Here is a 14,312-nt window from a genome sequence, read left to right as displayed (position 1 = left end):
TTCGTGAGCACACGTTTTTTGCATCATTTTTTCGAACCGCGCACAGTGGCCGTGTTCGGTGCCTCTGAAAAGCCAGCCTCGTTGGGTGGTTTAGTGCTCAGTAACCTCCAAGAGGGCGGTTTTAGGGGGAAAATATGGGCGGTCAATCTGAAAGGATATGACACAGTCTTCGGCGTGGATTGCGTCCGTACCGTGAATGAACTGCCAGAAATCCCTGATTTAGCGGTTATCTGTTCCCCAATCGATGGTGTTCCTAGTCTTATCAAAAAACTTGGGCAGTTTGGTGTTAAAGCTGCTTTGGTGCTTTCCGGTGGTGCCTACCTTGATCGTGAGACGGGCAACAAAGGCTCAATCCGGCAACGTATGTTGCAGTCGGCGATAGAGTCGGGTATCCGGGTGCTAGGGCCCGAGTGCATGGGGCTGATTGTGCCTGGGAAGAAACTGAATGCTTCCTATGCCAGTCAGCCAGTTCAAGCAGGCAAGGTGGCCTATTTAGGGCAATCGGGCATGTTGGCAAATGCCATGATCGATTGGGCTGCAGGTCGCGATGTTGGCTTTTCACACTTGATCACGGTAGGTGACAGTGTTGATGTGCTACTGCCAGATTTGATTGATTATGTGAATCAGTTTTCTCCAGCGCAAGCGATTCTGCTACACCTTGAGCGCGTGATGGATGCTCAGCACTTTATGACCTCCGTACGTGATGCATCGCGTAACCGCTTGGTAGTCGCCATCAAGAGTGGGCGAACGCCACAGTCTGATATTTCGGGTATGGCTCCCACACCAGGTATTGCTAATCGTGATGTGGTGTTTGACGCGGCTTTCGCTCGAGCGGGCGTTGTTCGTGTCAATGATTATGATGAATTGCTGGATGCGCTTGAAACCTTATCGCGCATGAAGCCGCTTCGCGGCGACCGATTGGCTATTGTGTCTAATGGCTTAGGGCCCGCCATGCTGGCGATCGATAAACTGATAAGTGCGGGCGGTAAACTGGCGGAGTTTAGCGAAGAGACCCAGCGTGTGCTGCATAAAAGCCAGGTAGATATGAGCAAACCCGGTGAGAACCCAGTGGATTTAGGCGGCAACGCGACGCCAGAGCGTTTTGTAGAAGCGTTAAAAATTGTCACTGCCGATCCAAATGTGGATGCCGTACTGGTGGTTCACGCGCCTACTCGTTTAGCGCCCTCATTGGCCACCGCTCAGGCGCTGATTGATCATCGAAAAACATTTAAACGTAACTTGCTGACGAGTTGGATGGGGCTGAAAGAAGCCCTGAATGCTAGGCATGTGTGCAATTTGGCGGGTATCCCCACCTATACATCGCCGGAAAAGGCAGTGAAAGCATTTATGCATATGGTGGACTATCAGCGTGTTCAGGCGCTGCTGCATGAAATTCCGCCTAGCTTACCTTTTTCCACCAGCGCAGAGATTCGTGCGGAGTGTCGCGCGCTGATTAAAAATGCCAAAGCGGAGGGGCGGCAAACGTTGACCCATTCAGAAACAGCTCAAGTGCTAGAAGCCTATGGCATTCCTGCCGCACCTAGTGTCTATTTGGCTAATCCGGAAGATGCCTTAGCGATGGCAGATCATTTTCCAGGTCCTAAGGCGCTAAAAGTCATTCACGAGGGCAATTGCCGCCCTTATCGCTACCGTAAACACCCCCATAAAATATCCGCGGGTCTACTGCAAGATTTAGAAACGCCGGAGCAAGTGGCCGCAGGGATCCGTCAGCTAGGCGATAAGGTGCGCGAGAAATTCCCCGAATATGCTATTCGCGAATACTGTTTGCAGCCAATGCAGCGTGGTAAACACTCAATGCAGATCTGTGCCGGGATCACTCGTGATCCTGTGTTCGGTCCGCTGATTGTTTTCGGGATAGGTGGCTATAAAGTGAACGTGCTAGCGGATCGTCAGATTGCGCTACCACCGCTAAACATGAGTTTGGCCGCTGACGTGGTGGGTAGAACCCATGCGGCTTCATTGATTCGCGAGCATTCGGCCGACCCCGAACGAGATATCCAGCGGCTCTGCCAACTGTTGGTCAAGCTATCCCAAATGGCTTCTGACTTGGGCGACTTGAGGGGGCTCGAACTCAATCCTTTGCTGCTGAACCGTGATGGGATGTTAGCAGTGGATTTTGCCATGGACTTAGGCCCGCCTGCGCGTTTTGCCATCATGCCTTACCCTGAAGAGCTACGTGAATGGGTAACGCTGACAAATGGATGGCGGGTAGAGGTTCGCCCCATCCGCGCGGAAGATGCCCCTCTGATTACGACGTTCCACCGACAGTTATCAGAGGAGAGCATTCGTTTTCGTTATTTCCATAATAAATCCAACCTAACCCAGCGTGATTTGTCGATTCTGTCGCATATCAACTACGACCGACAGATGGCCTTTATTGCCGAACATCAGCACGATGACGGGAGTAAGGAGATGTTGGGTGTCGTTCGGGTATGGAATGATCCCGATAATATTCGCACGGAATTTTCGGTCATTATCCGTGACGACTTGCAGGGGCTGGGTATTGGTAGCCTGCTAATGAAAAAGATGATCGATTACTGCACCAACATTGGCACGCTCGAAATGATCGGCAAAATTATGGTAGATAACCATCCCATGCGCGCCTTGATGAAGCACTTGGGCTTTAGATGTCGCTACAACATGGAAGAGCAGGTGATTGATGCCGTGCTCAGGTTGAACGAGCCTGAAAGCGAATGGCAGCGTCACCGGTTGGAGAGCCAGCCTGACTAAGCTATTGCTGACCCAAATAAGCCTGCCTCAAAAGAGGCAGGCTTATTCATGGGATGGGTAAATCGAGTGAAAACAGTGTCTAAATTAAGAAACCACTAAATTAATAGATTTCTTAATTAAGGAGCTAAGCGGAAGCGACTCCAATCGCCGCCGTCACGCCGTTCAAAGCGTAGGCGGTCGTGAAGACGACTGGGTTGCCCCTGCCAGAACTCAATCATTTCAGGATTAACTCGATAGCCGCCCCAGTGATTCGGACGCGGAATATCTTGTCCTTCGTAGGCTTGTTCAAAGCGTTTTTGCCGCTCTTCAATCCAATTACGATCAGGGATCACAACGCTTTGGGTAGCAATCCAGGCACCCAGCTGGCTACCACGAGGCCGGCTTGAGAAGTATTCATCAGACTCTTCTTGTGCCACTTGTTCTACGGGACCTTCGATGCGAACTTGCCGTGACAGCGAGGGCCACCAAAAGGTGATGGCGGCAAAAGGTACGTTGCTCAGCTCGCTACCTTTGTGGCTATGGTAGTTGGTAAAGAACACCATACCTTGCTCGTCAAACCCCTTGAGCAGAACGACACGGGCATGGGGGCGCCCCTGACTGTCTACCGTAGCAAGGGTCATTGCGTTACCGTCTTGTCCTTCTGTTTCCAGCGCTAGGCTAAACCACTCATCAAACAGCACAAAGGGATTGTCGGGGGCTTGGGCTTCATCAAGGCGGCCACCTTCATAATCGCGCCTAATATCAGCTATATTGCGTGTCATTGAATACTGCTCCCTTTAAATTTTGTTCATGGTCGCTGGTCTTTCGGTAAAGCTCAAGCCCTGTCTCTAAGCTTTGCTGACAAGCTCTATTTAGAAGCCCAGCCGAGAAGTTGATGGCGTTACGGGTAATGCAAAGTTGCTTGATTGTATAACGCGTCGACTGTGCTCTGTAATGCGTTATATCAGAAACATTGAAGAAATGAGAAAATGTATGAATAGAAGATAAAGGGCAACGTAATGCAGGATGAAAGAAAACAGCTGGCCGTTTGGGACGTCTTTGTACGCTTATTCCATTGGTGTCTGCTGGCAGCGGTGATCATTTCGTTTTACACCGCAAAAACCAATGGCGCACCGTTTTTGTTTCCGATTGAGGCTCATGCCCAAGCAGGCTACCTCATTATTGGTTTATTGATATTTCGCGTGATATGGGGCGTCTCAGGTCCTGCCTATGCTCGCTTTAGTGCGTTTATCTATGGTCCAAAAGATACGGCAATTTATGCAAATGCGCTGCTGAAGCGACGTGCCCCCCGCTACGCGAGCCACAACCCCCTGGGGGGGTGGATGGTGGTCCTTTTGTTACTCTCACTGAGTTTTCAGGCAGTGAGTGGACTGTTTTTGAGTGACGATATCTTCTTCCAGGGTCCACTTTACGGTTTGCTGGGCCGAGACATAAGTGGCGAGCTAGCCAGTTTGCATTCACTCAATAGTGATGTGCTGCTTATCCTGATAGGCATCCATGTTGCGGGCATCATTGTGCATGCTCTGCAGGGAGAAAATTTAGTCGCTGCGATGGTGACGGGAATCAAACATTTCAACAGTGAACCGATTGATATAAAACCTGCCCACCGAACTAAGCATCGCCTGTTTGCGCTAGGTGCTTTTTTAGTTGCGGCGGGCGTTTGTGGCTGGTTGTGGTTTTATCCTTACTGATATTTATAGCAAACAGAGCGTTATCTAAGCTTACTCCTGGCGCTGTTGACGACTGCGAAAACGTGCGTACGCCATACAGCCAGTAAATAGTGCCAGTGATGTAACAGCTTCCAGCACACCGCGAACCCCTTGGCCGGGTAGGGTTGCCAGCATAGTGCCTTGAGTAAAGTACAGTAGGCTGACAAATGCTAACCAAGCATGGCCTCTGGCTCGCTGACCAATGATAGAGGGTAGGAATAGTAAGAGTGGCAGTACAAATGCGACAACAGGACGCCAGTTAAAGGTATCACCCTGAATAAAAAAGCCACGATAGATAACTAGCAGCAGCAGAATGACAAAGCTGACGAGTACTAACTGCCTTGCTTGCTGTGTGAGCTTATCGAGTCCATGGCGAGTCTCGAGACCTTCTAACCACTGCCTCATGCCGCTTCCTCCTGGCGCATTTTATGCAGCGCTCGCGCAAGCCTAGCCAACCGCTTGCCTTGAGCAAGACACAGTGCACGCTCGTGCTCGTCGACAGAACGGTCACTTCGCACACCGGCAACATGACTAGCCCCGTAGGGGGTGCCACCGGTTTGGGTGCTAAGCAGGGCGGTTTCATTATAGGGGATGCCGGCGTAGACCATGCCGTGATGCAGTAACGGAATTAGCATGCTGAGAAGCGTGCTTTCCTGGCCACCGTGGAGGCTGGAAGTGGATGTGAACGCACAGGCAGGTTTATCAATCAACGCGCCATTCATCCATAGGCTACTGGTCGTATCTAGAAAATACTTAAGCGGCGCAGCCATATTGCCAAAACGCGTAGGGCTACCCAATGCCAACGCGCTGCAGTGGCGCAAATCCTCGAGGTCTGCATAAACTGCTCCCTCTGCTGGAATTTCGGGATCAACGGCTTCACAGGTTGTGGAGACAGGGGGAACGGTGCGCAACCGCGCTTCAATCCCCGTAATGCTTTCGACACCTGCTGCAATTTGCCTTGCCATATCCGCAGTGGCTCCTGAGCGCGAATAGTAAAGAATTAAAACAAACGGCGTGGAATCACTCATGAGGTATCCTAGAAATAACGACGTAAAGAGGGCACTGCGTTGTCTGCTTATGGTACCAGAGCTACCGATTGTACAGGAGATGAGTTAAGCAATTGGCTAAGCGTGGGCAGACGTAGATAAACCCATGCGGTTGAACCGTCCGTTAGCGTTTGTTTGACCCGCTCATAGCGAATACCTAGGCGCTCATAACGATCCAAGCGCAGTAGCTGATCCGCAGTGACTTCTAACCGTAACCCTTCTACATGGCTATGGGTATCGGGAGTCAAGTCCAGGCCTTCTTTTTTAAAGCCTTCAAGACGTGCTGGTTGTGGGTTGCCTGAACTTCCCATCACCACCCAGCGCACAGGGAGATAGCGCAGCGTGCCATAGACGAAGACACTGTGGGTGCGTTCTTCAATGACTGGCAAGTGGGAGGGGCGCTCGTAAAACCACGGGCTCAGCATTGTCAGCCAAAGCCAACCTGCAGCACCGATTAGTAGTGCTGCGCTACACGCGATCAAACGTTTTAACCAAACCATGCCCACTCCTTTGATAATGTTGGCTATCAGCGTGGCGTTAGATGTTAATGAAAACAAGTCTTAAGCAATGTCGGCGGGTTTGCTAGGATAAGGGCATTAGACCCTGTCAGAGGAGCCTGTTATGAATCAATCACTTCGTGATGAGATGGATTTCAGTGCGTTGGTCGGCGATGTAAAGCCGTTACCCAAGCATAACCGCGCAGATACAGGTACCCAGCGCCAGCGGCCTACAGAGGCCCAGCTTGCTCGTCGTGAAAGTGCTGAGCAGCGTCTGGAAGAGCGTAATTTCTTATCTGATGATTTTGTCGACTTGTTGCCGCCCTTTGATCCGATTGAATACCGCCGTGAGGGTATTCAGCAAGGTGTGGTCGATAAACTGAAGCATGGTGGTTACAGTGTTCAGGCCCAACTACATCTGCTACGACGGCCGTTGGCAGAGTGCCGTAGAATGCTGTTCCCGTTTATTCAAGAAGCTTACCTCCACGACCTTCGCTCTGTGCTCATTGTGCATGGGAGAGGTCGAGAAATAGATAGTCCTGCGAATGTCCTGCGTTCCTATCTGGCTAAATGGCTTGCTCAGTTCGACGAAGTGCAAGCTTATGTTTCTGCGCAGCCTTCCGAAGGCGGCCTTGGCGCCACCTGGGTCATGCTACGTAAAAGTGACCGTGCCAAAGCTAACAACCGTGAGCGCCAGCAAAAACGCCGCGGATAGCCTGCCATTGTTTATCAAGTAATTGTTTATCAAGTAATTGTTTATCAAGCAAAAGGGCAGCCGAGGAACTGCCCTTTCTATCTCTAATTCTATCTCGATACCGTTTGCGGTTACTGCTTGGTGTCCGCCAGGCGGCGTTCGAACAATGCTTGGCGCTGCTCAACATCGGTTTGGTAGCGAACGCTAAACATGTTTAACGCACGGATAGCGTCGTCTGGATGCTGATCATCACGCAGAGCCATGGCGGTAAAGCCACAGCGGCGCATGTAATCCAACTGGTCGACCAACACATCACCGACTGCACGTATCTCACCGGTATAGCCGTAGCGTTCGCGAAGCAAACGAGCAAGCGTGTAGCCACGTCCATCCGTAAATGCCGGGAAATCAATGGCAACCGCACTGGTACTGCTTAGCTGCTGGCCAAGCTCCGTGGTTAACTCGGTATCACTTGAAAGCAGCGGTGCTAGCTCGGCATCGTCCTGATTCGCTTGCCAGAGTGCCAGCGGCACAAAGGCGGGACGCTGTTCAGGGAGCGTGTCAGCGTCATAGGACACACACCAGGCATTCTCTGCTGCCAGTTCACCATCAGCGATCAGATGGTCGACATGTACCGGCGTGAGCTCAACCGCGTCAGTCTGAGTGTCATTGCTGGGCATAAACACGCTCCTTAAAGGGTTTTAAGCCAATACGGCGATAGGTGTCGAGGAACCGCTCGTCTGCGTGACGTTCGGCCACATAGACTTGAAGTACCTTATCGACAACGTCCGGCACGTCTTCGCGGTAGAAAGAGGGCCCTAGGATTTTACCTAACGAGGCATCGTCAGTTGAGTTACCACCAATCGAGATTTGGTAATACTCTTCGCCTTTTTTGTCGACGCCAAGTATGCCGATGTGACCAACGTGGTGATGCCCACAGGCGTTCATGCAGCCTGAAATATTCAGATCCAGTGGGCCAAGGTCATAGAGGAAGTCCAGGTCTTCAAACCGCTCCTGTAGTGCTTGAGCGATGGGAATCGAGACCGCGTTGGCCAAGCCACAGTAGTCGCCGCCAGGGCAGCAGATAATATCGTTCAGCGTACCTACAGTCGGATTGGCCATGCCCAGTGCATCAAGCTCTTTCCAGAGTGCTTCCAGCTCATCGACGGGAACGTCAGACAGCACTAAGTTTTGCTCGTGGGTCACGCGCACTTCACCGAAGCTATAGCGATCGGCCAGGTCGGCGACGGCTTCCATCTGATCCGCGGTGACATCACCAGGCGCGTGTTCGCGGCGCTTAAGTGAAAGAGTCACTGCTTTATAACCAGGGACTTTGTGGTCGGTGACGTTATTCGTCACAAAGCGGGCCAAACTACGATTTTCGCTGCGTAACTGTTCGAAATCGGCAATGGCGCTCTCAGCAACCGGACGACGCTCTGGTTCAGGGAAGTGAATCTTGGCCGCATCAACCGCTGCTTGGTTGAGTGTTTGTGGGCCATCTTTAAGATGCGCCCACTCTTCGTCAACGCGGCGGCGAAACTCTTCAATACCGAGCGCTTTGACGAGTATTTTAATACGTGCTTTAAACTTGTTATCGCGGCGACCAAATTGGTTGTACACGCGAACACACGCTTCCAAATACGTTAACAGATGCTGCCAGGGAAGGTCTTCGCGCACCACGTCGCCAATCATCGGTGTGCGGCCAAGGCCGCCACCTGCTAGCACTTTAATGCGTACGTCGCCGTCCTCGTTACGCCATAGCCGCAGGCCGATGTCATGCACTTGAATAGCTGCGCGATCTTGGGCGGCACCGCTGACAGCAATTTTAAATTTGCGCGGCAGGTAGGCGAACTCTGGATGTAAGGTTGACCACTGACGAATTAGCTCACACCAAGGGCGTGGGTCTTCCACTTCATCCCCCGCGATACCGGCAAACTGATCACTGGTGGTATTGCGGATGCAGTTGCCGCTGGTTTGAATAGCGTGCATTTGTACTTTGGCGAGGTCAGCCAAAATATCGGGCACGTCTTCCAATGCGGGCCAGTTCAGCTGCAAGTTTTGCCGAGTCGTGAAGTGGCCATAGCCACGGTCATAGCGGCGGGTAATGTCCGCTAACGCGCGAAGCTGCTTGCCTGCCAGCATGCCGTAGGGGATGGCGATTCGCAGCATTGGCGCATGCTTCTGAATATACAGGCCGTTTTGGAGCCGCAGCGGGCGAAACTCTTCTTCTCCCAAACGCCCGGCGCGGTAGCGGTCCATTTGGTCACGAAACTGAGCGACGCGCTCGTCAACCAACGTTTGGTCGTGAATATCATAACGGTACATGTGGCACGATCCTGCTAAAAGCGAAATGGTCACGTCGAGACGGACGGTAATGTGCCGTCACCTTAACGCGGGCGTCATATTCTACAAAAGAATATATAATTATCTTTTTATCGCTAAATGGTATTTGGGATTTATAAGTCATAGCTCTTGAGCTAGCCAGCGTCGACGCTGCCACACCCATAAGAAGCTGCTGGAATTGAGCGCACGGTAGAAAAGCTGCACTAGCCATACACCGAGTAGCCCATATTCCAACTCAATGCCTACCCACCAGGCCAGTGGCAGAAACACTAGCCACTGCATGCTCAAAGTAAGCAACATCACTGTTCGCTGAGCGCCAGCGCCCATTAACGTTTGGGCCAGCACCAGTGCGGCAGCATCCAGCACTATCATTAGGCCAGTAATTTGTAAGGGAAGAGTGCCTAACTGAATGAGTGAGTGATCTTCAAAAAAAATAGCCAGAACAGTTGCTGGGAACAACAGCATAGGGAGTGCCAACACTGTCAGCAGCAAACCAGCGACGCTTAATGCGTCGATTCCCCAGCGGTGTGCTGCCTGTTGATCATCGCGCCCTAACGCTTCACCGACCAAGCTCATTGCCGCAACACCCACCCCGACTCCAGGTAAAATAAGTAGCAACGATAGATTCACTAGCACATGGCCGACAGCGACACTCTGCGTGCCCATCCTACCTAATAGCCAGAACAGCACCACATAGCCGGCGGCAAACCATACTTGTTGCAGTGAGTGTGGGATAGCCAAAAATAGTGTGGTCTGTAATGAACGCAATGTCAGCTTCTGTCGGGTAAGTGCGTGGGCGTTATACGTCACGTAAGCCCAAATAATCAGTCCCAGCAGTAGCGAAAGCGTCGTGCCAATACCTGCACCATTGGCACCCAGCGCTGGAAGGCCACCAATGCCATAAATTAATCCTGCACTAGCGATCACATTGAACACATGCACAATGACGATAATACGCAGGTAAAGGTGCGTGTGCTGCCGGCCGTTCCAGTAACCGCGAAAGCAAAGTGTTAAGGCAATCGCGGCTAACGATACAACGCGCCAGCGGAAATACTCCACGGCAATGGTCGTCACATCATCTGCTGGCTTAATTAATTGTATTAACCGGGGAGCCTGCCACCACGCGAGACACGATAATGGAATACCGACCATAACGGCGATCAGCAAGCCAGAGTGAAGTGAGCGTGTTAGCGGGAAGTGTTCTGAGCCCAGGTCTTGAGAGGTTTGCGACTGGACGCTGGAAGAGAGGCCAAAAACCAATGCCGTCATCATAAACATGGCATAGGCGCCGATACCAACACCTGCCAATGCCTCTTGGCCTAAATGGCCTACCAGCGCAGCATCAATAAGGTTGAGCATGCTCTGTGAGAGCATGCCCAGCATGATAGGTAAGGCTAAGCGTATGACCTTACCTTGGCGGCGGCCCACTGCTGACATTAGCTAGGGTCGTAAGAGAGTACCGGAGAGAGCCAGCGTTCCATTTCCACTAACGGCATCTGCTTGCGTTGCGCAATCGCTTCCACTTGATCCCGGGTGATTTTTCCAGTGGAGAAGTATTTTGACTGGGGGTGGGCGAAGTACCAGCCAGAGACCGCCGCCGCAGGCCACATAGCGAAGTTCTCGGTCAGTGCCAAGCCGGTATTTTCTGTCGCATCAAGCAGCCGGAACAGCGTGGCCTTTTCGGTATGATCAGGGCAGGCTGGGTAACCGGGAGCAGGGCGGATACCCTGATATTTCTCGGCAATTAGCGCGTCATTATCCAGCGTCTCTTCCGGCACATAGCCCCAGAACTCTTTGCGCACGCGCTCGTGCATGCGCTCGGCAAACGCTTCTGCCAAACGGTCGGTTAATGCTTGCACCATGATGGCATTGTAATCGTCACCAGCTGCTTCATAGGCTTTGGAAAGTTCATCAACCCCATGGCCTGTGGTAACCGCAAAGCCACCAATCCAGTCGGCTTTGCCGCTCTCTTTAGGCGCAATAAAATCCGCAAGGCTGTAGCAAATACCGTCACGCCCTTTGGTGGTCTGCTGGCGAATGTGGTGCAAACGCTCAACTACTTCGGTGCGACTTTCATCGGCATACACTTCAATGACATCGTCATCGACGCTGTTGGCGGGCCACAGACCAATGACGCCGCGCGCTTGAACACGCTTTTCGTCGATTAGCTTGCGCAGCATCACTTTGGCATCTGCAAACAAATTGCGTGCAGCTTCGCCGACTACCTTATCTTCAAGGATTTTGGGGTACTTGCCAGCGAGCTGCCAGCTCATAAAGAACGGTGTCCAATCGATGCGTTCAACCAGCTCTTCAAGGTCGTAGTTATCGAAAGTTTTTAGACCCAACACCTGAGGTTTTACTGGAGTAAAGCTGTTCCAATCCGTGCGAAAGCGCCGTTTACGGGCTTGGGTATAGTCCAGGTCTGCGGCTTTAGGGCGACGTTTGGCGTTACGCTCGCGCACTTTTTCGTACTCTTCGCGAATCTCTGCAACGTAGGCGGCTTTAAGGTTCGGCGCCAGTAAACGGCCTGCAACGCCAACCGCTCGGGAGGCATCGGTTACATAAATCACGGGGTGATCGTATTGTGGCTCAATTTTTACGGCTGTATGGGCTTTGGAGGTAGTGGCACCACCAATGAGCAGCGGCAGATCCATGCCCCGACGCTTCATTTCTTTAGCAACATGCACCATCTCATCAAGCGATGGGGTAATCAGTCCTGAAAGCCCAATGATGTCAGCATTATGGTCTTGAGCGGCTTGAAGAATTTTTTCGGTGGGCACCATCACGCCAAGGTCGATAACTTCATAGTTATTACACTGCAGCACCACGCCAACAATGTTTTTGCCGATATCGTGAACATCGCCTTTAACCGTGGCCATTACGATCTTACCTTTAGCCTTGGTCTCTTCGCTTTTTTCCGCTTCGATATAGGGAATCAGGTAGGCAACCGCCTGCTTCATGACGCGAGCCGACTTAACCACCTGGGGTAGGAACATTTTGCCGGCACCAAACAGGTCGCCAACCACGTTCATACCATCCATTAACGGGCCTTCGATCACCTCGATGGGCCTGGCGGCCTCGGCGCGAGCCTGTTCGGTGTCCTCTTCTATATATGCAGTTACGCCTTTAACCAACGCATGCTCGATACGCTTATTAACCGGCCAACTGCGCCACTCCAGGTCTTCTTTTTTGGCCGCACCGCTGCCATCGCCTTTGTACTTGTCGGCAAGGTCAAGCAGTCGCTCGGTACCATCGCTACGGCGGTTGAGTACGACGTCTTCTACCGCATCACGCAGCTCGGCGGGTAAGTCATCATAAACCGCCAATTGGCCCGCATTGACGATACCCATGCTGAGGCCTGCACGAATGGCGTGATAAAGGAATACCGAGTGAATAGCTTCACGAACGGGGTTATTGCCTCGAAATGAAAACGAGACGTTCGATACGCCACCGGAGATCATCGCGTGAGGCAGGTGCTCACGGATCCACTGGGTAGCCTCAATGAAATCGACGGCGTAGTTATTGTGTTCATCTATGCCGGTCGCGATAGCAAAGATATTAGGGTCGAAAATAATATCTTCCGCCGGGAAACCAATGTCATCGACTAGTAAGCGGTAGGCGCGTTCACAAATCTCGGTTTTACGCGCAAAGGTATCTGCTTGGCCTTCTTCATCAAACGCCATGACCACAATGGCGGCGCCAAAGCGGCGACACTTGGTGGCTTGCTCGCGAAACGCGGCTTCGCCTTCTTTCAGCGAGATAGAGTTAACCACCGCCTTGCCTTGAACGCACTTAAGGCCCGCTTCGATGATGTCCCATTTGGAGGAGTCGATCATGATCGGAACGCGAGCGATGTCGGGTTCACCAGCGATTAAATTCAGGAAACGAACCATCGCTTCCTGGGACTCCAACATGCCTTCGTCCATGTTGATGTCGATAATTTGCGCGCCGTTCTCGACCTGCTCCAAGGCGACTTCAAGCGCGGTGGTGAAGTCTTCTTCGACGATCAGCCGCTTAAAGCGTGCCGAGCCGGTCACGTTAGTGCGCTCACCGACATTGACAAACAGCGCGTCGGCTTCAATGTTGAAGGGCTCTAAGCCAGACAGACGGCACGCATGACTACGCTTTGCAACCTTGCGGGGCGCCATCGAGCTGACTGCCTCAGCGATGGCACGAATATGCTCAGGGGTTGAGCCACAGCAACCCCCAATAATATTGACCAGTCCACTTTCTGCGAACTCGCTGACAATGGCCGCCATTTCCTCTGGGGTTTGGTCATACTCACCAAACTCATTGGGTAGACCCGCATTGGGGTGCGCAGAAACAAAGGTATCGGCTTTAGTGGAAAGCTCTTCGATGTAAGGGCGCAGCTCTTCCGCACCTAGAGCACAGTTCAAGCCAACCGAGAGCGGCTGGGCGTGGCGAACAGAGTTCCAGAATGCCTCGGTGGTTTGACCAGAAAGCGTGCGACCTGACGCATCGGTAATGGTGCCGGAAATCATCACCGGCAGCCGCGTGTTCAGGTCATCAAACAACTCTTCAAGCGCATAAATAGCGGCTTTGGCATTAAGTGTGTCAAAGATAGTCTCGATCATAATAAGATCGGCACCGCCTTCGATTAACGCACTAGCAGCTTCGTAATAGTTCTCGCGAAGCTCGTCGAAGGTGACATTGCGCTTAGAAGGGTCGTTGACATCTGGCGACAGAGATGCGGTGCGTGAGGTTGGCCCAAGTACCCCGGCGACATACCGCGGGATATTCGTTTCAGCAGCCACGGCGTCACAGACATTACGCGCCAAACGTGCCGACTCACGATTTAGCTCAGGCACCAAATCTTCCATGCCATAGTCTGACTGAGAAAGACGTGTGCTATTAAACGTATTGGTTTCGATAATATCCGCGCCAGCTTCTAGATAGTCGCGGTGAATACGTGCCACTAAGTCCGGACAGGTAAGTGCTAATAGGTCATTATTACCTTTAAGATCCGAGGGCCAGTCACGAAAGCGGTCACTACGGAAATCGTCCTCGCTGAGTTCGGCGTTCTGCAACATGGTGCCCATGCCGCCGTCCAAAATCAGGATACGTTGGGAAAGGCGTTGGGTGAGGGAAGCAGTCAAATCACTAGCAGCCATGGCAGGGGGGAATCTCCAGCGTCTCAGTCGAAAGGATATTTTTTATAGTCGTCGTCATAGTGTGAGCGGCGCCTATCATAACAAAGGGCACACCATAGGGCAGCAAGTAAGGGCGTGAAGTTATTGCAGTATCTTAATGAGTC

11 protein-coding genes are annotated in these 14,312 nt (G+C 52.1%); 3 read left to right on the top strand and 8 right to left on the bottom strand.

Translation table 11 applies throughout. The features are described 5' to 3' along the window. The first annotated feature begins 3 nt into the window (after positions 1-3). Positions 4-2,751, top strand: coding sequence for a bifunctional acetate--CoA ligase family protein/GNAT family N-acetyltransferase (locus JFC11_RS13185; protein ID WP_198349725.1), 2,748 nt, complete (start codon positions 4-6; stop codon positions 2,749-2,751). A 116-nt stretch (positions 2,752-2,867) separates the two neighbouring features. On the opposite strand, the gene pdxH is transcribed toward JFC11_RS13185, so the two are convergent. Then, complete coding sequence (gene pdxH, locus JFC11_RS13180) at positions 2,868-3,512, bottom strand: pyridoxamine 5'-phosphate oxidase (protein ID WP_038484211.1); 645 nt, start codon at positions 3,510-3,512, stop codon at positions 2,868-2,870. 237 nt (positions 3,513-3,749) lie between these two features. On the opposite strand from pdxH, the gene JFC11_RS13175 reads away from it, so the two are divergent. Further along, on the top strand, positions 3,750-4,442 hold the full coding sequence (locus JFC11_RS13175) for a cytochrome b/b6 domain-containing protein (protein WP_198349724.1): 693 nt from the start codon (positions 3,750-3,752) through the stop codon (positions 4,440-4,442). Between the two features lie 30 nt (positions 4,443-4,472). On the opposite strand, the gene JFC11_RS13170 is transcribed toward JFC11_RS13175, so the two are convergent. From JFC11_RS13170 to JFC11_RS13160, 3 genes are read right to left on the bottom strand one after another with little or no spacing between them, the layout of a single operon-like run. Further along, positions 4,473-4,865, bottom strand: a complete 393-nt coding sequence (locus tag JFC11_RS13170; protein ID WP_038484216.1) for a DUF2069 domain-containing protein — start codon at positions 4,863-4,865, stop codon at positions 4,473-4,475. After that, positions 4,862-5,488, bottom strand: a complete 627-nt coding sequence (gene wrbA / locus JFC11_RS13165) for an NAD(P)H:quinone oxidoreductase (protein ID WP_038484219.1) — start codon at positions 5,486-5,488, stop codon at positions 4,862-4,864. The genes JFC11_RS13170 and wrbA overlap by 4 nt, the downstream gene beginning before the upstream one ends. A 47-nt stretch (positions 5,489-5,535) precedes the next feature. Beyond that, complete coding sequence (locus JFC11_RS13160; protein WP_198349723.1) at positions 5,536-6,006, bottom strand: gamma-glutamylcyclotransferase family protein; 471 nt, start codon at positions 6,004-6,006, stop codon at positions 5,536-5,538. 121 nt (positions 6,007-6,127) lie between these two features. On the opposite strand from JFC11_RS13160, the gene smrA reads away from it, so the two are divergent. Then, entirely contained in the window at positions 6,128-6,718 is a 591-nt protein-coding gene (smrA, locus tag JFC11_RS13155; RefSeq protein ID WP_095602930.1) for a DNA endonuclease SmrA, read from the top strand. A gap of 110 nt (positions 6,719-6,828) precedes the next feature. On the opposite strand, the gene JFC11_RS13150 is transcribed toward smrA, so the two are convergent. The 4 genes from JFC11_RS13150 to metH all read right to left on the bottom strand — a co-directional run bounded on the left by JFC11_RS13150 (position 6,829) and on the right by metH (position 14,169). Then, positions 6,829-7,374 (bottom strand): DUF934 domain-containing protein, encoded by a 546-nt coding sequence (locus JFC11_RS13150; protein ID WP_095602931.1) that lies wholly within the window; start codon positions 7,372-7,374, stop codon positions 6,829-6,831. After that, positions 7,361-9,019, bottom strand: a complete 1,659-nt coding sequence (locus tag JFC11_RS13145; protein WP_038484232.1) for a nitrite/sulfite reductase — start codon at positions 9,017-9,019, stop codon at positions 7,361-7,363. Before JFC11_RS13145 ends, JFC11_RS13150 begins: the two co-directional genes overlap by 14 nt. A 138-nt stretch (positions 9,020-9,157) precedes the next feature. Then, positions 9,158-10,474 carry an MATE family efflux transporter gene (locus tag JFC11_RS13140; RefSeq protein WP_198349722.1) on the bottom strand — a complete coding sequence of 439 codons (1,317 nt, stop codon included), beginning with the start codon at positions 10,472-10,474 and terminating at the stop codon, positions 9,158-9,160. Beyond that, positions 10,474-14,169, bottom strand: coding sequence for a methionine synthase (gene metH, locus JFC11_RS13135; RefSeq protein ID WP_120386950.1), 3,696 nt, complete (start codon positions 14,167-14,169; stop codon positions 10,474-10,476). The genes JFC11_RS13140 and metH overlap by 1 nt, the downstream gene beginning before the upstream one ends. Positions 14,170-14,312: the final 143 nt, after the last annotated feature.

The organism is Vreelandella alkaliphila (assembly GCF_016107625.1).
Lineage (GTDB): Bacteria > Pseudomonadota > Gammaproteobacteria > Pseudomonadales > Halomonadaceae > Vreelandella > Vreelandella alkaliphila.
The sequence above is the reverse complement of the archived record's forward strand: the minus strand, read 5'-3'. Positions and strand labels throughout refer to the sequence as shown.

Excerpts from the sequence above, each read along its gene's own strand:
- JFC11_RS13150 (WP_095602931.1), bottom strand. The coding sequence starts at position 7,374 with ATGCCCAGCAATGACACTCAGACTGACGCGGTTGAGCTCACGCCGGTA.
- JFC11_RS13145 (WP_038484232.1), bottom strand. The coding sequence starts at position 9,019 with ATGTACCGTTATGATATTCACGACCAAACGTTGGTTGACGAGCGCGTC.
- JFC11_RS13175 (WP_198349724.1), top strand. The coding sequence starts at position 3,750 with ATGCAGGATGAAAGAAAACAGCTGGCCGTTTGGGACGTCTTTGTACGC.
- JFC11_RS13160 (WP_198349723.1), bottom strand. The coding sequence starts at position 6,006 with ATGGTTTGGTTAAAACGTTTGATCGCGTGTAGCGCAGCACTACTAATC.
- JFC11_RS13170 (WP_038484216.1), bottom strand. The coding sequence starts at position 4,865 with ATGAGGCAGTGGTTAGAAGGTCTCGAGACTCGCCATGGACTCGATAAG.
- metH (WP_120386950.1), bottom strand. The coding sequence starts at position 14,169 with ATGGCTGCTAGTGATTTGACTGCTTCCCTCACCCAACGCCTTTCCCAA.
- wrbA (WP_038484219.1), bottom strand. The coding sequence starts at position 5,488 with ATGAGTGATTCCACGCCGTTTGTTTTAATTCTTTACTATTCGCGCTCA.
- JFC11_RS13140 (WP_198349722.1), bottom strand. The coding sequence starts at position 10,474 with ATGTCAGCAGTGGGCCGCCGCCAAGGTAAGGTCATACGCTTAGCCTTA.
- smrA (WP_095602930.1), top strand. The coding sequence starts at position 6,128 with ATGAATCAATCACTTCGTGATGAGATGGATTTCAGTGCGTTGGTCGGC.
- pdxH (WP_038484211.1), bottom strand. The coding sequence starts at position 3,512 with ATGACACGCAATATAGCTGATATTAGGCGCGATTATGAAGGTGGCCGC.